At 64.8% G+C, this 18,581-nt stretch carries 19 protein-coding genes; 11 read left to right on the top strand and 8 right to left on the bottom strand.

All coding sequences use genetic code 11. From position 1 onward, the window contains the following. The first annotated feature begins 80 nt into the window (after positions 1-80). Entirely contained in the window at positions 81-1,463 is a 1,383-nt protein-coding gene (locus AKG11_RS13355; RefSeq protein WP_023515646.1) for an ATP-binding protein, read from the top strand. Positions 1,464-1,479: 16 nt separating this feature from the next. Further along, a complete protein-coding gene (locus tag AKG11_RS13350; RefSeq protein ID WP_050744200.1) occupies positions 1,480-2,064 on the top strand; it encodes a DUF1349 domain-containing protein in 585 nt (194 codons plus the stop codon). A gap of 61 nt (positions 2,065-2,125) precedes the next feature. Here the strand turns inward: AKG11_RS13350 and AKG11_RS13345 are convergent, their stop codons facing one another. The 4 genes from AKG11_RS13345 to AKG11_RS13330 all read right to left on the bottom strand — a co-directional run bounded on the left by AKG11_RS13345 (position 2,126) and on the right by AKG11_RS13330 (position 4,633). Next, positions 2,126-2,467 (bottom strand): tRNA-binding protein, encoded by a 342-nt coding sequence (locus tag AKG11_RS13345; protein ID WP_050744199.1) that lies wholly within the window; start codon positions 2,465-2,467, stop codon positions 2,126-2,128. A gap of 191 nt (positions 2,468-2,658) precedes the next feature. Then, on the bottom strand, positions 2,659-3,477 hold the full coding sequence (proC, locus tag AKG11_RS13340) for a pyrroline-5-carboxylate reductase (RefSeq protein WP_050744198.1): 819 nt from the start codon (positions 3,475-3,477) through the stop codon (positions 2,659-2,661). A gap of 2 nt (positions 3,478-3,479) precedes the next feature. Continuing rightward, positions 3,480-3,980, bottom strand: coding sequence for a type III secretion system chaperone family protein (locus AKG11_RS13335; protein WP_024271243.1), 501 nt, complete (start codon positions 3,978-3,980; stop codon positions 3,480-3,482). 392 nt (positions 3,981-4,372) lie between these two features. Further along, on the bottom strand, positions 4,373-4,633 hold the full coding sequence (locus AKG11_RS13330; protein ID WP_023513263.1) for an accessory factor UbiK family protein: 261 nt from the start codon (positions 4,631-4,633) through the stop codon (positions 4,373-4,375). A gap of 240 nt (positions 4,634-4,873) precedes the next feature. Between AKG11_RS13330 and lgt the strand changes: the two genes are divergently transcribed. The 7 genes from lgt (at position 4,874) to AKG11_RS13295 (ending at position 11,430) form a co-directional block, all read left to right on the top strand. Then, on the top strand, positions 4,874-5,686 hold the full coding sequence (gene lgt / locus AKG11_RS13325; RefSeq protein ID WP_050744239.1) for a prolipoprotein diacylglyceryl transferase: 813 nt from the start codon (positions 4,874-4,876) through the stop codon (positions 5,684-5,686). 12 nt (positions 5,687-5,698) lie between these two features. Next, on the top strand, positions 5,699-6,799 hold the full coding sequence (locus AKG11_RS13320) for a class I SAM-dependent methyltransferase (RefSeq protein WP_050744197.1): 1,101 nt from the start codon (positions 5,699-5,701) through the stop codon (positions 6,797-6,799). 101 nt (positions 6,800-6,900) lie between these two features. Then, positions 6,901-7,692, top strand: a complete 792-nt coding sequence (pgeF, locus tag AKG11_RS13315) for a peptidoglycan editing factor PgeF (protein ID WP_023513266.1) — start codon at positions 6,901-6,903, stop codon at positions 7,690-7,692. Between the two features lie 35 nt (positions 7,693-7,727). Further along, positions 7,728-8,879 (top strand): M24 family metallopeptidase, encoded by a 1,152-nt coding sequence (locus tag AKG11_RS13310; RefSeq protein ID WP_050744196.1) that lies wholly within the window; start codon positions 7,728-7,730, stop codon positions 8,877-8,879. A 119-nt stretch (positions 8,880-8,998) separates the two neighbouring features. After that, positions 8,999-9,754: a hypothetical protein gene (locus tag AKG11_RS13305; protein WP_037408730.1), complete on the top strand. Its 756-nt coding sequence runs from the start codon at positions 8,999-9,001 to the stop codon at positions 9,752-9,754. A gap of 125 nt (positions 9,755-9,879) precedes the next feature. Next, a complete protein-coding gene (locus AKG11_RS13300; RefSeq protein ID WP_023514571.1) occupies positions 9,880-10,812 on the top strand; it encodes a ribose-phosphate pyrophosphokinase in 933 nt (310 codons plus the stop codon). Positions 10,813-10,887: 75 nt separating this feature from the next. After that, positions 10,888-11,430, top strand: a complete 543-nt coding sequence (locus AKG11_RS13295; RefSeq protein ID WP_050744195.1) for a Kazal-type serine protease inhibitor domain-containing protein — start codon at positions 10,888-10,890, stop codon at positions 11,428-11,430. Between the two features lie 167 nt (positions 11,431-11,597). Here AKG11_RS13295 and AKG11_RS13290 read toward each other — a convergent pair whose 3' ends face one another. The 3 genes from AKG11_RS13290 to AKG11_RS13280 all read right to left on the bottom strand — a co-directional run bounded on the left by AKG11_RS13290 (position 11,598) and on the right by AKG11_RS13280 (position 14,722). Then, a complete protein-coding gene (locus AKG11_RS13290; protein ID WP_050744194.1) occupies positions 11,598-11,972 on the bottom strand; it encodes a DUF779 domain-containing protein in 375 nt (124 codons plus the stop codon). Positions 11,973-12,103: 131 nt separating this feature from the next. Continuing rightward, a complete protein-coding gene (adh, locus tag AKG11_RS13285) occupies positions 12,104-13,612 on the bottom strand; it encodes an aldehyde dehydrogenase (protein WP_023514574.1) in 1,509 nt (502 codons plus the stop codon). A 150-nt stretch (positions 13,613-13,762) separates the two neighbouring features. Continuing rightward, complete coding sequence (locus AKG11_RS13280) at positions 13,763-14,722, bottom strand: helix-turn-helix domain-containing protein (protein ID WP_050744193.1); 960 nt, start codon at positions 14,720-14,722, stop codon at positions 13,763-13,765. Between the two features lie 241 nt (positions 14,723-14,963). On the opposite strand from AKG11_RS13280, the gene AKG11_RS13275 reads away from it, so the two are divergent. Further along, positions 14,964-16,154 carry a benzoate/H(+) symporter BenE family transporter gene (locus AKG11_RS13275; protein ID WP_050744192.1) on the top strand — a complete coding sequence of 397 codons (1,191 nt, stop codon included), beginning with the start codon at positions 14,964-14,966 and terminating at the stop codon, positions 16,152-16,154. Positions 16,155-16,157: 3 nt separating this feature from the next. Here the strand turns inward: AKG11_RS13275 and AKG11_RS13270 are convergent, their stop codons facing one another. Next, positions 16,158-17,612 carry a hypothetical protein gene (locus AKG11_RS13270; protein WP_156334095.1) on the bottom strand — a complete coding sequence of 485 codons (1,455 nt, stop codon included), beginning with the start codon at positions 17,610-17,612 and terminating at the stop codon, positions 16,158-16,160. A gap of 234 nt (positions 17,613-17,846) precedes the next feature. On the opposite strand from AKG11_RS13270, the gene AKG11_RS13265 reads away from it, so the two are divergent. Then, positions 17,847-18,455, top strand: a complete 609-nt coding sequence (locus AKG11_RS13265; protein WP_023513613.1) for a 50S ribosomal protein L25/general stress protein Ctc — start codon at positions 17,847-17,849, stop codon at positions 18,453-18,455. Positions 18,456-18,581: the final 126 nt, after the last annotated feature.

Below are 18,581 nucleotides of genomic sequence, written 5' to 3'. Positions count from 1 at the left end.
CATCCGCATGAACATCTTGCGGCAAGCTCTTGGCGCGACTCACACAATCGCAGCCACCCCATCTTGGAAAATCCGGTCCGATGACCACCTTCGAGACCTTCAAGCGGGATATCGAGCGCGCACCGGCCGCCGGCTGGAAGCGCCTTGCCCGCTGGCTGCGCCGCCAGATGCCGACGGGCCTTTATGCCCGCTCGCTGCTGATCATCATCATCCCCATGGTGCTCCTCCAGTCGGTCGTCGCCTTCGTCTTCATGGAGCGCCACTGGCAGCTCGTCACGCAGCGCCTCTCCACTGCCGTCACCCGTGACATCGCCGCCATCATCGATCTCATCGACACCTACCCGCAGGATTCCAACTACTCCGAGATCACGCGTATCGCGCGCGAGCGGCTGGAGCTCAACATCGCCATCGAGCCGGGCACGGAACTGCCCGCCCCGCGCACCAAGCCGTTCTTCAATATCCTCGACGAGATCCTGAGCGAGGAGATCGTGCGGCAGATCCGCCGCCCGTTCTGGATCGACACGGTCGGCGAAAGCAATCTCGTCGAAATCCGCATCCTGCTCGACAACAAGATCCTGCGCGTCTATGCGCGGCGCAATCAGGCCTATGCCTCGAACACGCATATCTTCCTGCTCTGGATGGTCGGCACCTCGCTGGTGCTGATCACCATCTCCATCCTCTTCCTGCGCGGTCAGATCCGGCCGATCCTGGCGCTGGCGCAGGCGGCGGAGAGTTTCGGCAAGGGCCAGAAGATGCCAGAGGACTTCGCCCCACGCGGGGCGGACGAGGTACGCCGTGCCGGCCTTGCCTTCATCCTCATGCGCGAGCGCATCGAACGGCAGATGGAACAGCGAACGGCCATGCTGACCGGTGTCAGCCACGACCTGCGCACGATCCTCACGCGCTTCAAGCTGCAACTGGCGCTCGCCGGCGACAATCCCGACCTGCAGGGCCTCAACAAGGACGTCGCGGACATGCAGACCATGCTCGAAGGATACCTTTCCTTCGCGCGTGGCGATGTCGAGGAAGACGTCGGCGAGCTGCGGCTTTCCACCCTCTTCGACAAGTTCGCCATGGAGGCGGAGCTGCACGAGCGCACCTTCTCCAGCGAGATCGACGGCGAGGACGAGGTCATGGTGCGCCCGAACGCCTTCAGCCGCCTCGTGGGCAACCTCGTCTCCAACTCCATGCGCTACGCCAAGACGGTGCATGTCGAGGCGCGGCACCGCTCCAAATGGCTGACCATCACCGTCGACGACGACGGCCCGGGCATTCCCGAACGCTCGCGTGACGACGTCTTCAAGCCTTTCTTCCGGCTTGACGAGGCGCGCAATCTCGACGCGTCGGGCACCGGTCTCGGCCTTGCCATCGCCCGCGACATCGCCCGCAGCCACGGCGGCAACGTCACCCTGTCGGATAGCCCGATGGGCGGCCTGCGCGCAACGATCCGTATTCCCGCATAGTGGTCAGGCGGAACCGATGCGCACATCTTCCTTCGACGGCCTGACCTGGCTCAACCCACCGGCGGAAAGCGCGATCCGCGACGGCCGCCTCCATGTCCGCACCGGCCTTAGAAGCGATTTCTGGCAGCGCACCTATTACGGCTTCCAGCCGGACAGCGGCCATTTCCTGCACCGCCCCTGGGCTGGCGACTTCACGCTGGAGACGACCTTTTCCGGCCGCTATGAAACGCTCTACGACCAGGCCGGCCTGATGGTCCGTCACGACGAAACGACCTGGATGAAATGCGGCATCGAATTCACCGACGGTGCGAAACACTTCAGCGTGGTGGTGACGCGCGGCTATTCCGACTGGTCCGCCTTCCGCATCGACCACGATTTCGAGGCGATATCCGTGCGTGTGACACGCAACGGCGATGCGCTCTTCGTCCAGTACCGGACGGATGCCATGTCCGAATGGCGCATGGCACGCCTCGCCTATTTTCCGCCGGAGCTTCCGGACCTTTTGGTCGGCCTGATGGCCTGCTCGCCCCAGCGTGGGGGTTTCGAGGCGGAGTTCTCGGAGTTTCGGCTGGGGCCGCCCCTGTCGCGGGATATCCACTAGGCCGGAGGCTTTCTGTTCAGCGTCACCGGTTGTCCTACGCCCGGTCTCCGAAGACCGTGAATCAGCACATCTTCTTACCGTTCGGCACCGGCCGCTCGACGCCGGCAAGCACGATGGCGCCCGCCTCGTCCTCGAAGCCGAGCGTCAGCACTTCCGAGCGCACCGGGCCGATCTGGCGCGGTGGGAAGTTGACGACGGCGAGCACCTGACGGCCGACGAGATCTTCCAGCGTGTAGTGCACGGTGATCTGCGCCGACGACTTCTTGACGCCGATCTCGGGGCCGAAATCGATCGTCAGCTTGTAGGCGGGCTTGCGTGCTTCCGGGAACGGCAGCGCTTCGATGATGGTGCCGGCGCGAATGTCGACCCGTTCGAAATCGGCATAGGTAATGGTGTCGGTCATGGAAAATCCTTGGTCTGTTCCGGCCCCTCACCCGGCCTGCCGGTTACCTTTTCCCCGCAAGCAGGGGGCGAAGGGGAGATGCCGCCCCGTTTTCCTCAAACAATGACTGGTTCGTGGGCCACGTCCCCTCTCCCCGCTTGCAGGGAAAAGGGTCGGCTGAGGGGAAAACTCGAAAACGGGCGCCCGAAAAATCAGCCCGCCAATTCCTCGGCCCGCGTGCGCGCGGCGGCGATCGCCTTGTCGAAGAGCGGCTGCATGCCATCTTCGGCCATGAGAACGGCGAGCGCCGCAGCGGTGGTGCCGCCGGGCGAGGTAACGTTCTGGCGCAGGCGGGCGGCGTCGTCGGGGGACTGATGAAGCAGTTCACCAGCCCCCGCGACAGTTTCCCGTGCGAGCCGCATGGCGAGGTCCGCCGGCAGACCCGCTTTGCGTCCTGCCTCCGCCATGCACTCGACGAGATAAAAGACATAGGCCGGTCCGCTGCCGGAGACGGCCGTGACGGCGTCGATATCCCCCTCGGATGCGACCCATTCCACCGGGCCGCTCACCTTGAGAAGGGCGTGAACGAAATCGCGCTGGCCCGCAGAGACACGGGCATTGGCATAGGCACCCGTCACGCCGCGACCGATCATGGCCGGCGTGTTCGGCATGGCGCGCACGGTGGCGGCAGCGCCGAGATGGTTTTCAAGATTGGCGATGGTCTTGCCGGCGGCAACCGAAACGATCACCGTTTCCGGACCGACGAGACCCTTCAGGGGCGGCAGCACCTGGTCCATCACCTGCGGCTTGACCGCAACGAAAAGCACGCCGGCCTTGACACCCTCGGGTGCCGAGGTTTCGTGGCGCACGCCATTGTCGGCAATCAGCTTCGCCATGGCCGGTTGCGGGCCGGGATCGATGACGATGACCGAAGAACCGGAAATGCCGCTCTTCAGCCAACCCGCCAGCATCGCGCCGCCCATATTACCGGCACCGATGAGAACGATAGGCCCCGAACCTGCAACTGCCATCCTCAAGCTTCCCCGACCGTCTCGAACAGGACGGCATCGACGGCGGACTGGGCGTCCATGCCGGACCAGACAACAAACTGGAAGGCCTGGAAATAAGCCTCGCAGGCTTCGAGCGCGCTCGACAGCAGCACCTCGACCTGCTTGTTGGTGGGCTCCGCCCCGCCGGCAAGCAACAGCGACTGACGGAAGATCACCACGTCCTCGCGGCGCCACAGGTCGAAATGGCCCATCAGCACCTGGCCGTTCACGTGCGAGAGCAGGCAATGCACCTCGTTGACGCGACTTTCGGGAACCTTGATGTCGAAGGCGCAGGCAAGGTGCAGCGCCTCGAACTCTTCCATCCAGGAGAAGGAGACGTGGTAATCCGTCCACTTGCCTTCGACCGTCATCGCGATCTCGTCTTCGCCGGACCGCTCGAACGTCCAGTCATTGTTGGCTGCGACGAACTCGATCATGTCGACCGGGTTGGACTGACGCCCGATATCCAATTCCATAAGGCTCATGCATCACCTTCAAGGCCGGAAGGCATGCGACATCGTGCTCACACACACGACGCGGCAAACCGTACTCCGGATACAACACTGAATGATTGCTCGGCACCCTGCGCAATCTGGACGACTTACCCTGCCCGAAGCTTGCGCTGCCTGTTTCGAATCATCATTTAAAATCAGTGTATAACGGCGGAGTCACGACGCCAGCCCCTGGCCCGCCATTTTCTCCGCCCGGTTGTGGACAGAGGCTGTGAAAAAGATTCAGGTCGGAGGCTTAAGAGACTCTTCGAAAAGGGCTTTTCGCAAGTGTCCACAGGGGTAAAAATTTTATTAAAAAAAAACGGTTGGCGCGGGGTGAATCACGCCAACCGAGTCCTGTCGGTAAAAACCTGTGCCGGAACGGCTCAGCTGCCTGCGTTGAGGCGGGCTTCCAGCGCCTCGATGCGCTTCAAAAGCGCGTCGTTTTCATCCCGCGCCTTGATCGCCATTTCACGCACCACCTCGAATTCCTCGCGCTTGACGAGGTCCATGCCGTTGATGAAGCGCTCGGCCTGGGCGCGGAACACCGTCTCGGCCTCCTTGCGCACGCCCTGGGCGGCACCGGCGGCGTCGGTCATCAACTTGGCGAAGTCGTCGAGAATACGGTTTGCGCCTGATGTCGTCATGGTCTGACCTCCCTGAGGTGTCGATGGTCGCTCCGGGCGCCAGCGCCCGCGTGTTGCCCTGAGGTAGGGTCTGATGCCGCTGCTTGCAAGCGGATTCCGGTGGATCGCCGCCGCTTCACGCCGCCGCACCGCCTCCGATCACGATTTATCGCCTTGACCCTGCCCCAAGGCGCCTCCATCTTCCGCCCGAAAACGCAAAAGAGCCTCATCTTGACGAACCTTGCCCAACTCCTCGCCATCATGCCCTATCCCGAGATCGATCCGATCGCCTTCTCCATCGGCCCGGTCGCCGTGCACTGGTACGGCATCGCCTATGTCGTGGGCATTCTCCTGGGCTGGGTCTATGCGCGCCGGCTGATCGAGACACCACGCCTGTGGGCGGGCGAGGCGCCGATAAGCCGCACCCAGCTCGACGACTTCCTCGTCTGGGCCGCCGTCGGCATCATTCTCGGCGGTCGCGTCGGCTATATTCTTTTCTACGATTTCCCGAACGTCGCGGCCGATCCGCTGCGCGCCCTGCAAGTGTGGAACGGCGGCATGTCCTTCCACGGCGGCCTTGCCGGCACCACGCTCGCCATGATCCTCTTCGCCCGGCGCAACGCCATCCCGGTCTGGAGCCTCTTCGATATCGTCGCCGCCGTCGTGCCGATCGGCCTGTTCTTCGGCCGCATCGCCAACTTCGTTAACGGCGAACTCTGGGGCCGCCTCTCCGACGCGCCCTGGGCCGTGATCTTCCCCGAGGCAGGCCCCTTCGCCCGCCACCCGAGCCAGCTCTACGAAGCGGGGCTCGAAGGCATCGTGCTGGTCATCGTGCTCGCCCTTGCCATCTATCGTTTCGCCGCGCTGAAGCGCCCCGGCCTCGTGACCGGCCTCTTCGTGGCGGGCTATGCCCTCTCGCGCATCACGGTCGAGTTCTTCCGCGAGCCGGACCCGCAGCTCGGCTATCTTCTCGGCGGCTGGCTCACCATGGGCATGCTGCTCTCGCTGCCGATGCTCGCACTCGGCCTCTGGGCGATCGTCCGCGCCCGGCCGGCCACTGCGGCCAGTGCTTGAGCGAACGCGCCGATGCCGACGCCCCTCGCCCGCAAGATCAAGGCGCTGATCCGAACCAACGGCCCGATCAGCGTCACCGACTATTTCGCCCTGTGCCTTGCCGATCCGGAGCACGGCTACTACCGCACTCGCGACCCCTTCGGCATCGCCGGCGACTTCGTCACCGCGCCGGAGGTCAGCCAGCTCTTCGGCGAGATGCTCGGCATCTTCCTGGTACATGCCTGGCAGAAACACGGCGGACCGGCGGACGTGCGCATTGCCGAGATCGGCCCCGGCCGGGGCACGATGATGGCGGACATGCTGCGCGTGATCGCAAGGATCGCCCCGCAGCTCTATGAGAGCGCGACGATCCACCTGATCGAGACAAGCCCGAAGCTGCGCACCGTCCAGCACGAAACGCTCGGCACCCATGCCGCGCGCGTAACCTGGCATGACAGTTTCGAGGAACTGCCCGACGGTTTCGTGCTGCTTGCCGCCAACGAGCTCTTCGATGCCATCCCGATCCGCCAGTTCATCAAGACGTCGTCCGGTTTTCGCGAGCGGCTTGTCGGCCTCGATGCGGACGACGCCCTGACCTTTGCCGCCGGCGTCGCCGGCCTCGATCCCGCACTTCTGCCGGAAAACCACAAGGCGGTGCCAAACGGCACGATCTTCGAGATCGCCCCGGCCCGCGAGGCCGTCTTGGCGACGATCGGCGAGCGCATAGCCCGTTTCGGCGGCACCGCGCTCATCATCGACTACGGCCATTTCGTCACCGGCTTCGGCGATACGCTGCAGGCGGTGCTGAAACACGACTTCGACCCGCCGCTCGCCCATCCCGGCGAGGCGGATCTGACGAGCCATGTGGATTTCGAGCGTCTCGCCGGCACGGCGGCAAGCGTGGGCCTTCATGTGCACGGCATGCTGCACCAGGGCGACTTCCTCGTCGGCCTTGGCATCGGTGAGCGGGCCTCTGCCCTCGGCCGAAACCGCGACGCAGCGACGCAGCAATCGATTCTTGCCGATGTCGACCGGCTCGCCGGCGCAGGTGCTGGGAAAATGGGGGATCTTTTCAAGGTGTTGGCCGTTGGCAGCACGCCACTTGCCCTCTTTCCCTTCCGCCAGCCGGATTGACACAGGCCGTCAGGCCGGACAACATCCGGCCCGATTTGCACCCCGCATGCCCCGGCCGAAACCTTGGCCCGACGGGCCGCCCCAAGCCCAGCCGAGAGACCATGAAGGACGACGCGCTCCCCTCCCCGATCGAAAGCCCGCTCCTGACGGAGCGCGCCGGAAAGGCCGCGCAGCACGGCTTCTTCACCCGCGCCGGCGGGGTTTCCGACGGCATCTACCGCGGCCTCAATGTCGGCCTCGGCTCGAAGGACCAGCGTGAAAAGGTCGACGAGAATCGCGCCCGTGTCGCCCGCTGGTTCTCCGCCACGCCAGACCGGCTCGCCACCGTGCATCAGGTCCATTCACCCGATGTCGTCGTGGTCGATGGCGATTATGACGGCGCACGGCCGCAGGCCGATGCGCTGGTCAGCGCGACACCCGGCATGGTGCTGGGCGTGCTTGCCGCCGATTGCGGGCCGATCCTCTTTTGCGACCCCGAGGCGCGCGTCGTCGGAGCGGCCCATGCCGGCTGGAAGGGCGCCCTCTACGGCGTGCTCGAAAGCACCATCGCGGCGATGGAAAGGCTCGGCGCCCGCAGGCAGGCCATCGTCGCCAGTCTCGGCCCCTCGATCAGCCGGAAGAGCTACGAGGTCGGGCCGGAATTCGTGGAACGCTTCCTCGGCGTCGACACGGCATATGCGCGCTATTTCACGCCCTCGGAAAAACCCGGCCACGCCATGTTCGACCTGCCGGGTCTGACCACGCAGCGATTGACCGACGCCGGGGTGACGGCGGAAAATCTCGACATCTGCACCTATCCGGACGAAGAGCGCTTCTTCTCCTACCGGCGCACCACGCACCGCCAGGAACCCGACTACGGCCGCCAGATATCGGCGATCATGCTAAGGGGCTGAGGCCCCCAACGACACAGGACGAGGGAGACACCGCCATGGCACTTCACTTCGACAGCGAGGAATACGCCAACCGGCTCCAGCGCCTCACCGCCCGCATGCGGGAGGAGAAGATCGACGCCATGCTGCTCTTCGCGCAGGAGAGCATGTATTGGCTGACCGGCTACGACACCTTCGGCTACTGCTTCTTCCAGACGCTCGTCGTGAAGGCGACCGGCGAGATGGTGCTGCTGACCCGTTCGGCAGACCTGCGCCAGGCCCGCCACACCTCCAACATCGAGAAGATCGAGATCTGGATCGACCGCATCACGGCCGATCCGACGATGGACCTGAAGAACCTGCTCTCCGACCTCGACCTGCTCGGTTGCCGCATCGGCGTCGAATATGACACGCATGGCCTTACCGGCCGCAACGCCCGCCTTCTCGACAACCAGCTCCAGAGTTTCGGCCAGATCATCGACGCCTCTAGCCTCGTCAGCCGGCTGCGCCTCATCAAGAGCCCGGCCGAGATCGCCTATGTCGAGCGTGCTGCCGCGCTGTCCGACGATGCGCTGGCCGCTGCCCTGCCGCTCATCGCGCCCGGCGGCGACGAGGCGGCGATCCTCGCGGCGCTGCAGAATGCGGTGCTGGCCGCCGGCGGCGACTATGCCGCCAACGAATTCGTCATCGGCTCGGGCGCCGACGCCCTGCTCTGCCGCTCCAAGTCCGGCCGGCGCAAGCTCGATGCGGAGGACCAGCTCACGCTGGAATGGTCAGGCGTCAGCGCGCGCTACCATGCGCCGATGATGCGCACGGCCATCATCGGCGAGCCGTCCAACCGCCACCGCGAACTCTACAGCGCCTGCCGCGAGGCCATGCAGGCGATGGAAATGGTGCTGCGCCCCGGCAATACCTTCGGCACCGTCTTCGAGACCTTCGCCCGCATCATCGACGAGCGCGGCCTTGCCCGCCACAGGCTCAACACCTGCGGCTATTCCGTCGGCGCGCGCTTTGCCCCATCCTGGATGGAGCAGCAGATGTTCCTGGTCGGAAACCCCCAGGAGATCCAGCCGAACATGGCGCTTTTCGTGCACACGATCGTGCTCGATTCCGACAGCGGCACGGCCATGACGCTCGGCCAGACCTACCTGACGACGACAGACACGCCGAAGGCGCTTTCGCGCTACGGGCTCGACTTCATCGAGGTCTGAGGGGATCCACCCGCAGACCCCGCACGATCCCGCGATTGACAGGCCTTGAGGCCGCACCCATAAATCGTTGCGGGGAACGGAGGAGGCGAAAAGCCTTCCGCAGGACACGGACGACAATGATGCAAGAGCTGATGAAGCGGCTGGCACTGATCGGCCTCATTGCCACCCTTGCCGGCTGCAACAGCACGGACGCGCTGACGCCGCAGGTCGATGTCGGCGGCGGCACCTTCAATTCGCCGCCCGTCACTCAGAACGACCTCGACCAGATGAGCGCACAGACGACACCCGTCACGCGCACGACCCAGGAGACGGCCTTCACCCCGTCATCCGGCACCACGACGGGCGCGGACACCGCCGGCACGCTGCAGGGCCAGGCCGACGCGCTTGCCCGCAATGCGGGGGGCCAGCAGGACGCGGAGCTTGCCCGCACCACCGCCCAGCGCTCGCTCGCGGCCGAAACGTCGACCGGCGCGGAAGAGGTCGCCACCGTCCCGCCGGCCGCGGAAGCAGGCGAGACCGTGCGCTTCCTGCCGATCATCGGCGCCCCGGTCGAGGCCGTGACACCGCTCTCCAAGCGGCTCGGCGCGGAAGCCCGTTCCAACGGGCTGACGATCCGCAGCGCCTCCGACAGTTCGAGCAAATACATCCTGAAGGGCTACTTCTCCGCCATGAACGACAACGGCAAGACCACCGTCGTCTATGTCTGGGACGTGCTCGACGGCAGCGGCGCACGGCTGCATCGCATCCAGGGCCAGGAAAGCGTCTCGGGCACAGCCTCCGATCCCTGGGCCGCCGTGCCGGCGCGCACGATGGAGGGCATCGCCCAGAAGACGATCCGCCAGTATCTCGACTGGCGCGGCGCCACACGCGGTTAAGCACGTCGCAGGGTTAATCACAGCGAAATGCGAAGAAACGCTTTTCGGATATCGCAAAGCCCTTGCATTCACGGATTTTGCCGCTTAAAGCCCCCCCATCAGCATAATCCACAGGCGGACCATAGATGAAGGTTTTCGCGGGCAATTCGAACCGGCTCCTGGCCGAAGCGATCTGCAATTATCTGAATGTTCCGCTCGGCCGGGCCACGGTCAGACGCTTCGCAGACCAGGAAATCTTCGTTGAAATCCAGGAGAACGTGCGCGGCGAGGACGTTTTCGTCGTGCAGTCGACCTCGTTCCCGACCAACGATCACCTGATGGAAATGCTCATCATGATCGATGCGATGCGCCGTTCCTCGGCACGCCGCATCACGGCCGTGATCCCCTATTTCGGCTACGCCCGCCAGGACCGCAAACCCGGCCCGCGTACGCCGATCTCGGCAAAGCTTGTCGCCAACCTCATCACCGAGGCCGGTGCCGACCGCGTACTGACGCTGGACCTGCATGCCGGCCAGATCCAGGGTTTCTTCGACATTCCCACGGACAACCTCTACGCCGTGCCGATCCTGGCGCGCGACGTGAAGGAAAACTACAACCTCGAAAACGTCATGGTCGTCTCGCCTGACGTCGGCGGCGTGGTGCGCGCCCGGGCGCTCGCCAAGCGCCTCGACTGTCTGCTCGCCATCGTCGACAAGCGCCGTGACCGTCCGGGTGAATCCGAGGTGATGAACGTCATCGGCGACGTTTCGGGCAAGGACTGCCTGCTGATCGACGATATCGTCGACTCGGGCGGCACGCTCTGCAACGCGGCCGAGGCGCTGCTGAAGAACGGCGCGACCAGTGTCACCGCCTATATCACGCATGGCGTTCTGTCGGGCGGCGCCGTCGCGCGCGTCACCTCGTCCAAGCTCAAGGAGCTTGTCATCACCGACTCGATCCAGCCGACAACGGCCGTCCAGTCGGCGCACAACATCCGCGTCATCTCGACGGCCAACCTGCTCGGCGAAGCGATCAACCGCACCAGCGCCGAGGAATCGGTATCGAGCCTCTTCGACTGACGGATTTTTGCCAGGGCCGATATCGGCCCTGGCATTTCTGCGCTAAGTTCCCCTCAGATTCGTCAGGGGAAAACCATGATCTCACTACCATTTCTATCCCGGCTCGCGGGGCCTGCCGTCCTCCTTCTCGCCGCCGGCACTCTGGCGGCCTGCTCGGTCGAGGTCGATGAAGGCCCCGGCGGCTACAATCCCCGCCCGCCGCAATTCTGCACCCGCGAATATGCGCCGGTCTGCGGCGAGCGCGGCCGCGACCGCCAGACCTTCGCCAATGCCTGCGAAGCGCGCTCCAGCGGCTACGGCATCATCGGCCGCGGTGAATGCCAGTTCCGCCGCCCGGATCGCGACCAGACCGGCTGGCAGGACGAGGATCGCGACGGCTGGAACAATGACGGCCGCGACCGTGACAGGGACCGCAATCGCAACGATCGGGACCGCCGGGAGCGTGACCGCAACGACCGGGGCGACCGTGAACGCCCGCGTGACCAGCGCGCCTGCACGATGGACTACAATCCGGTCTGCGGGCGCCGCGGCCCGGATTTCAAGGAGTTCGGCAATGCCTGCTCGGCGGAGGCGGCCGGCTTCACGGTCTATCGGCGCGGCCAGTGCCCGATTGGCTGAGCCCATCCCGATCGGTAGGCTGCACGCTCAACGCCTCCGTCATCATGGCCGGGTTTGACCCGGCCACCTAAGCCCATTGAAAAATATGGATCCTCGGGTCCAGCCCGAGGATGAAGTCGAGCGCGGGCGGATTTTCATAAAAGTCGGGGCGATTGCCTCGAACCTGGTCAGCGCCCCGGCAGTGGACAGGCCTCGCCGCCGCCAAAGAGGCGCGAGCGGGTGAGAAACCGTTTTTCCCGGCCATTGTCGAGCGAGAACATACCGCCCCGACCCGGCACCACGTCGATGATCAGCTGCGTGTGCTTCCACACATCGAACTGGCTCTCGCTGATATAGACCGGCACACCGCCGATCTCGCCGAGCTTCACATCCCGGTCGCCGACAATGTAGTCGTCCGCCGGATAGCACATCGGTGAGGAGCCGTCGCAGCAGCCGCCGGACTGGTGGAACAGGATCTCGGGATGATCGGCCTGGATCTCCCGGATGAGCGACAGCGCGGCGTCTGTCGCCATCACACGCGGCTCGGTCGTAACTTCGGTCATGGCAGCGCTCCTCCAAACGGTTTTCCCTCTCCCCGGCTACGGGGAGAGGGATGGAGCGGGGAGCGACGGCGGACAGGGCTCCCACGCCCGTTGCACGCCTTCTCCGGGGGGTGGAGAAGGAGAGCGGTCGCTCAGAAGAAACCGAGCGCCTTGGGAGAGTAGCTGACCAGCATGTTCTTGGTCTGCTGGTAGTGGTCGAGCATCATCTTGTGGTTCTCGCGGCCGATGCCCGACTGCTTGTACCCGCCGAAGGCCGCATGGGCCGGATAGGCGTGGTAGCAGTTGGTCCAGACACGGCCGGCCTGGATGTCGCGGCCGAAATGGTAGCAACGGTTCGCTTCGCGGCTCCACACGCCGGCACCGAGGCCGTAGAGCGTGTCGTTGGCGATGGCGAGCGCTTCCGCATCGTCCTTGAAGGTCGTGACCGAGACCACCGGCCCGAAGATCTCCTCCTGGAAGATGCGCATCTTGTTGTGACCGCGGAAGACGGTCGGCTTGACATAATAACCGCCCGAGAGATCACCGCCGAGATCGTTGCGCGCACCGCCCGTCAACAGTTCCGCACCCTCCTGCCGGCCGATGTCGATATAGGAGAGAATCTTTTCAAGCTGCTCGGACGACGCCTGCGCGCCGATCATCGTCGCGGTATCGAGCGGGTTGCCCTGCACGATCTTCTCGACACGCTTGACGGCCTTCTCCATGAAGCGGTCGTAGATCTTCTCATGCACCAGCGCGCGGCTCGGGCAGGTGCAGACCTCGCCCTGGTTCAGCGCGAACATCGCAAAGCCCTCGAGCGCCTTGTCGAGATAGTCGTCATCCTCGCGCATGACGTCTTCGAAGAAGATGTTCGGCGACTTGCCGCCAAGCTCCAGCGTGACCGGAATGAGGTTCTGGCTGGCATATTGCATGATCAGGCGACCGGTCGTCGTCTCGCCGGTGAAGGCGATCTTGGCGATGCGCGGATTGGAGGCGAGCGGCTTGCCGGCTTCCAGGCCGAAGCCGTTGACGATGTTGAGCACGCCGGCAGGCAAGAGATCGCCGATCAGCTCGGCCCAGACGAGGATCGAGGACGGCGTCTGTTCGGCCGGCTTCAGCACCACGCAGTTGCCGGCGGCGAGAGCAGGCGCCAGCTTCCAGGCAGCCATCAGGATCGGGAAGTTCCAGGGGATGATCTGGCCGACGACACCGAGCGGCTCGTGGAAGTGATAGGCGATCGTATTGTGGTCGACCTCGCTGATGCCGCCCTCCTGCGCACGAACGCAGGATGCAAAATAGCGGAAGTGGTCGATGGCGAGCGGGATGTCGGCGGCCAGCGTCTCGCGCAGCGGCTTGCCGTTGTCCCAGGTTTCCGCACGGGCGAGAAGGTCGAGATTGTCCTCCATGCGCTGGGCGATCTTCATCAGGATGTTGGAGCGCTCGGTGGTCGAGGTGCGGCCCCATTTGTCCTTGGCGGCATGGGCTGCGTCGAGGGCGAGCTCGATATCGGCAGCGTCAGAACGGGCGATCTCGCACAGCTTGCCGCCGGTGACCGGCGTGATGTTGTCGAAGTAGCGGCCGGCGACCGGCTCCTTCCACTCACCGCCGATGAAGTTGCCGTACTTTGCCTTGTACGGGTTTTCGACGATCTTCTGGTGCAGCATGTCATTCCTCCCATGTAGGGCCCGGACGGGCCGTCGGAGAGGATGGTGCTGCGCTTCGGCCGATCGCGGTAGAGGGGGCAGGACGATGGCGGCGGCGACTGTTTCAGAATTGAGACAGGCCGGCGCGACAGCCTGTGCTGCATTGCAACATCAGTTGATCGAGAGCTTCTTCATCTTGCGGTACAGCGTCGCGCGGCTGATGCCGAGCAGGTCGGCCGCCTGGCTGACATTGCCCCCGGCGCGCGTCAGCACGCGGCGCAGCGCCGCGCGTTCCGCATCGTCGAGGTCGCGCCCGTCCTCCGCCCTATCCTCCTGCAGGAGGTCGGAGGCGGCGACGCCCGTGGCAATGCGCCGGTCATCAAGACCGAGCACCTGGCGCGCAGCGCGGGTTGCACCCAGCACCAGGTCGTCACGATCAACGGCGAGCAGCGCCGGCGCGCTACGCCCCTCGACGGGCACAAGCAGGATGCGCGCGGCGGAGAAGGCGCGGCGGAAAAGCCCCGCCTCGATGCGCGCGGCGGCATCGCGGATCGCCTGCGAGAGGATCGACATGGTCATCTCGCCCGCATCGTCACGGCAGGTGGAAATGTCGATGGCGGCAGCGATGCGTCCCGTATGATCGCGGATCGGCGCAGTGGTGCAGGAAAGGCCGGTGTTCTGCGAGAGGAAATGCTGGTCGCGCAGGATGAGCACGGGCCGCTCGTCGGCCAACGCGGTGCCGATGCCGTTGGTGCCGACGCTCGCCTCGCTCCACACCGTGCCGGACCAGAGCCCGACACCGCGAAAATCGCGGTCGTCGCCCGCCGCCCCGCGCCGTTCGAGTGCAATGCCGTTCTCATCCGTCAGGAGCAGGCAGCAGCCGGCCTTGCCGACCGTGGCGAAGAGCCGGTCGATCTCGCCGCGCGCCTCCTCGATCAGCACGCTGGAGCGCGCCCGCGCCTGCCGGAATTCCGGCTCGGTCAGGCGCCAGGGGTGACGTGCCTCTTCGGGGGAAAGCCCGTGCAGCGTGAGGCAGCGGCGCCAGGAAGCAGCCACCGGCGAACTGGCCGCGGCCGAGGTGTGGGCCGCAACGCTCTGCACATGATCTGCGTGATCGAAACGCATGGGCATCCGCTCTCCTCCCCGAAAGCTTCGACCGATCGTCGCGCCAGAATACAACGCTCAACGACTATAGCCATGTTTGCGCCTGCCGGTCCAGCAGGACAAAGGTACAAGACTGGGGCGAACAGGGCTCCGTCGAGGCAATGGCCTCCTGTCCGTCCTGCCGGGTCCTGCCCTTGCCGAAACCCTGTTTCCAAGCCGCCCGGCGCCTGTTACCAGTGCACATTCCTGTCCAGCATCGATCCTTGCCATGTTTCGTGATTTTTCCGCCCAAGCCCTGTTCATGGGCCTGCTCACCGCCTTCGTCGGTTTTGCGAGTTCCTTCGCCGTCGTGCTGCACGGGCTGACCGGCGTCGGCGCCACGGAGGCGCAGGCGGCTTCCGGCCTGATGGCGCTGTCCGTGTCGATGGGCGTCTGCGCGATCGTGCTCAGCGCCACAACGCGGCTCCCCGTCTCTATTGCCTGGTCGACACCGGGCGCCGCGCTGCTGGCAAGTTCCGGCGCCGTGGAGGGCGGCTTTGCGACGGCCGTCGGCGGGTTCCTCGTCTGCGCGGTGCTGATCGTCATCGCGGGCCTGTGGAAGCCGCTTGGCCGCATGGTCGCTGCAATCCCGGCGACCCTCGCCAATGCCATGCTGTCGGGCGTCCTCATCGGCCTCTGCTTCGCTCCGGTGAAGGCCATCGCCTTCGATCCGCTGCTCGGCCTGCCGATCGTCCTTGCCTGGGTGGTCGTCGGCAGCATCAACAGGCTTTACGCCGTACCGGCGGCGCTTGCCGCCTTCGTCGCCGTGCTTGCCTTCGGCATCGACATTCCCGAAGGCGCCCTTTCAGGCCTCGCCGACTCGCTACTGCCGCGGCCGGAGATCGTCGCACCCGTCTTCACCGTCGCCGGGCTCGTCGGCATCGCACTGCCACTCTTCATTGTCACCATGGCCTCGCAGAATATTCCGGGCATCGCCGTTCTGAAGGTCAACCACTACGAGCCCAGTCCCGGCCCGCTTTTTGCCGTCACCGGTCTCTTCTCGCTGCTGTCGGCGCCCTTCGGCGGCCATGCGGTCAACCTAGCCGCCATCACCGCCGCCATGTGCGCCGGAAGCGACGCGCATCCCGACCCGGCCAAGCGTTACTGGGCGGCGATCAATGCCGGCGTCTTCTACGTGATCTTCGGGCTCGCCGCAGGCGCCGTCACGGCCTTTGTCAGCCTCGCCCCGCCGATCCTCATCCAGGCCGTCGCCGGGCTCGCGCTGATCAGCGCCTTTGCCGGCTCGGCGCTCAACGCCTTCAAGGAGCCGGAGGGCCGCGAGGCTGCGGCGGTGACCTTCCTCGTCACCGCCTCGGGTGTTTCCTTCGCCGGCATTTCCGGCGCCTTCTGGGGTCTGATCGCCGGAGGGCTGATGCTGGCGCTCGCCCGCCTCACGGCAAGACGCCGCGCCAGGTCCTGACCCTTACTGCTGGAAGGGCAGCGGCTGGCCGTTGACCAGCACCTTGCCGTCCTTGTCGACCGTCAGGTCCCAGGCCTGCGCGCCGCCGCCGGCATCGCGGGCGAGGCCCTTCATCATCAGGAGGCCGAAGGCGGCCTGACCGAATTCCGGCACCGTGGCGGCGTTCTTCTGGAGATAGGCGATCGTCTTGTCGAAGTTGCGCATGGTCACCGTCACCTCCGCGCTATGGCGATCCTGCTGCTCGGGATAGACCAGCATCTTGCCGGCGAGATGCACGTCGTAGATCGGCGAGACGGCGGAAATGTCCTCGAATTCCATGGTCATCGCGCCGTCCGGCAGGATGATGCGGCCGATCTCCTGGTTCTGCGCCTCCGTCAACGGCTCGGGCTTGGTGAAATCGGCATGGTCGATGAGATAGTTGACCGCGCCGGCAAGATCGAGATTGGTCACCGCCGCCTTGAAGGTCGCGCGCTCCGGCAGCGCCTCCGCAAAGGCCGCCGGCAGGATGCCGGCCGGCGGCTTGGGCTTCTCCACGCCGAAACCGAAGCCGACACGGGTGGAATGGGCAATGCCGTTCATGTCGATGACATAGCTGATGCTCTCGGCGCCGAACGTACCCTGCTCCGTACCGACGCTCACATTGGAGGCCTTGATCGTTTCGGTGAGGTTGTCGAAGACCGGCAGGGCGGAGCGCAGCATCTCCTTCAGCCGCGCCGCATCCGCCGCCTCCAGCTTGTCCTTGTGCATGTTGTCGAGCACGAAGAAGACGAGGTCCTGCACCACCTTGTTGCGCGCACCATCCATGCTGACATCGATGTCGACCGTGTCGGCGCTGATATCCACCCGGCCGTTCGCACCGCCGGTGATCGTCTCGGCAAAGGCCTTCATCACGCCCGTGCTGGAAATGTCGAGAATGCCCTCGCCCTTCTTCTCCGCGGCAAGACGCATCACCGTCTCGCCGAAGCTTGCCGTGATGCTCTCCTGCGGCGAGGTGCTGGTGAAGGCGATCTTCTCGGCCTTCCAGTCGGCGGAGGTAAAGTAGAGGATATCAGGATCGTAGATGCCTTCGAGTGTCATCGAGGCAATGATGTAGGAGAAGGAATTCTTGCCGGGCGCGACGTCGACAGACCCCTTGATGTCGAGATTGTCGTTCGCCTCGATACGATAGGTGCCTTCCGGCATGGGCCTCAGATAGGCCGTCATCGGCTTCAACCCTTCGACCGTCACCGCGCCGGACTTGTGCTTCTCGAGCAGCACGGCCGGATTGAAGCGCAGCTCGTAGAACGAGGTCGCCGCCTTGACGCTGACGAGACCCGCCTCGATCATATCCTGCGGCAGGTAGCGCGTGAGCTTCTGCTGGATACTTTCGGCCTCGGCTGGCGAAACCTCCTGGGCAAGGACCGGGCTTGCGGATACAAGCGCGAATGCGGCCGAGGCCATCAGGATCTGTCTTCTCATCGTGGTTTCCTTCGCCGAACTGATTTGCAAGCGAACATCCAATCATGACCGCATCGTGTCAATCCAGCTGCGGGCCTTGCATTTCCGGGCGTTCTCGTTTATCGAGCCCCCGTCCGCGTAGACACCCTTGGAGGCAACGTGGATGAGGCTTTCACGAAATCCTCAAGCTTTTTGCGGCGGCAGGGCGATCCCTGCCTGCGAAGGGCTCTCCAGTAACACACGAAAGGTAAAGCCATGAGCCACGACACTTACGAGCTCAAGGCCGAGACGCGCGAACGGGTTGGTAAGGGGTCCTCCCGTGAACTTCGCCGCAACGGCCTTATTCCCGCAGTCATTTACGGCGACAAGCAGGCCCCGCTCTCCATCGCCCTGTCGACCAAGGACGTCACGCAGCGTATCCACGCCGGCGGTTTCAAGACGACGGTTGCGACGATCGACGTCAACGGCGAGAAGATCAAGGTACTGCCGAAGGACTACCAGCTTGATCCGGTCCGCGACTTCACGATGCATGTCGACTTCCTGCGCGTTTCGGGCAACACCCACGTCGTCGTCGAAGTTCCGGTTCACTTCGTCAACGAAGAGAAGTCCCCGGGCATCAAGGCCGGCGGCGTCCTGAACATCGTTCGCCACGCTGTCGAACTGCATGCTCTGGCCGGCGACATTCCGGAATTCATCACGGCTGACCTGGCCGGCCTGAAGGTCGGCGACGGCATCCACATCTCGCATGTCAAGCTGCCGAAGGGCACGAGCCCGGTCATCGCCGACCGCGACTTCACGATCGCCACGATCGCTGTCCCGGCTGCCGGCGTGAAGGAAGAAGAAGCAACGGAAGCATCCGAGTAATCGGTTCCGTTCTGACGGCTTCGAAAGCCCCGCATCCCGACGGATGCGGGGCTTTTCTTTGCCCGCTTTCCGCCACTACCGTGGCGTGAGGCCTGAATTTTCAGCACTTTTCCGGACGGCGATTTC

Source organism: Shinella sp. SUS2 (assembly GCF_001262505.1).
Lineage (GTDB): Bacteria > Pseudomonadota > Alphaproteobacteria > Rhizobiales > Rhizobiaceae > Shinella.
The sequence above is the reverse complement of the archived record's forward strand: the minus strand, read 5'-3'. Positions and strand labels throughout refer to the sequence as shown.

Excerpts from the sequence above, each read along its gene's own strand:
- AKG11_RS13355 (WP_023515646.1), top strand. The coding sequence starts at position 81 with ATGACCACCTTCGAGACCTTCAAGCGGGATATCGAGCGCGCACCGGCC.
- AKG11_RS13350 (WP_050744200.1), top strand. The coding sequence starts at position 1,480 with ATGCGCACATCTTCCTTCGACGGCCTGACCTGGCTCAACCCACCGGCG.
- AKG11_RS13345 (WP_050744199.1), bottom strand. The coding sequence starts at position 2,467 with ATGACCGACACCATTACCTATGCCGATTTCGAACGGGTCGACATTCGC.
- proC (WP_050744198.1), bottom strand. The coding sequence starts at position 3,477 with ATGGCAGTTGCAGGTTCGGGGCCTATCGTTCTCATCGGTGCCGGTAAT.
- AKG11_RS13335 (WP_024271243.1), bottom strand. The coding sequence starts at position 3,980 with ATGAGCCTTATGGAATTGGATATCGGGCGTCAGTCCAACCCGGTCGAC.
- AKG11_RS13330 (WP_023513263.1), bottom strand. The coding sequence starts at position 4,633 with ATGACGACATCAGGCGCAAACCGTATTCTCGACGACTTCGCCAAGTTG.
- lgt (WP_050744239.1), top strand. The coding sequence starts at position 4,874 with ATGCCCTATCCCGAGATCGATCCGATCGCCTTCTCCATCGGCCCGGTC.
- AKG11_RS13320 (WP_050744197.1), top strand. The coding sequence starts at position 5,699 with ATGCCGACGCCCCTCGCCCGCAAGATCAAGGCGCTGATCCGAACCAAC.
- pgeF (WP_023513266.1), top strand. The coding sequence starts at position 6,901 with ATGAAGGACGACGCGCTCCCCTCCCCGATCGAAAGCCCGCTCCTGACG.
- AKG11_RS13310 (WP_050744196.1), top strand. The coding sequence starts at position 7,728 with ATGGCACTTCACTTCGACAGCGAGGAATACGCCAACCGGCTCCAGCGC.
- AKG11_RS13305 (WP_037408730.1), top strand. The coding sequence starts at position 8,999 with ATGCAAGAGCTGATGAAGCGGCTGGCACTGATCGGCCTCATTGCCACC.
- AKG11_RS13300 (WP_023514571.1), top strand. The coding sequence starts at position 9,880 with ATGAAGGTTTTCGCGGGCAATTCGAACCGGCTCCTGGCCGAAGCGATC.
- AKG11_RS13295 (WP_050744195.1), top strand. The coding sequence starts at position 10,888 with ATGATCTCACTACCATTTCTATCCCGGCTCGCGGGGCCTGCCGTCCTC.
- AKG11_RS13290 (WP_050744194.1), bottom strand. The coding sequence starts at position 11,972 with ATGACCGAAGTTACGACCGAGCCGCGTGTGATGGCGACAGACGCCGCG.
- adh (WP_023514574.1), bottom strand. The coding sequence starts at position 13,612 with ATGCTGCACCAGAAGATCGTCGAAAACCCGTACAAGGCAAAGTACGGC.
- AKG11_RS13280 (WP_050744193.1), bottom strand. The coding sequence starts at position 14,722 with ATGCCCATGCGTTTCGATCACGCAGATCATGTGCAGAGCGTTGCGGCC.
- AKG11_RS13275 (WP_050744192.1), top strand. The coding sequence starts at position 14,964 with ATGTTTCGTGATTTTTCCGCCCAAGCCCTGTTCATGGGCCTGCTCACC.
- AKG11_RS13270 (WP_156334095.1), bottom strand. The coding sequence starts at position 17,612 with ATGAGAAGACAGATCCTGATGGCCTCGGCCGCATTCGCGCTTGTATCC.
- AKG11_RS13265 (WP_023513613.1), top strand. The coding sequence starts at position 17,847 with ATGAGCCACGACACTTACGAGCTCAAGGCCGAGACGCGCGAACGGGTT.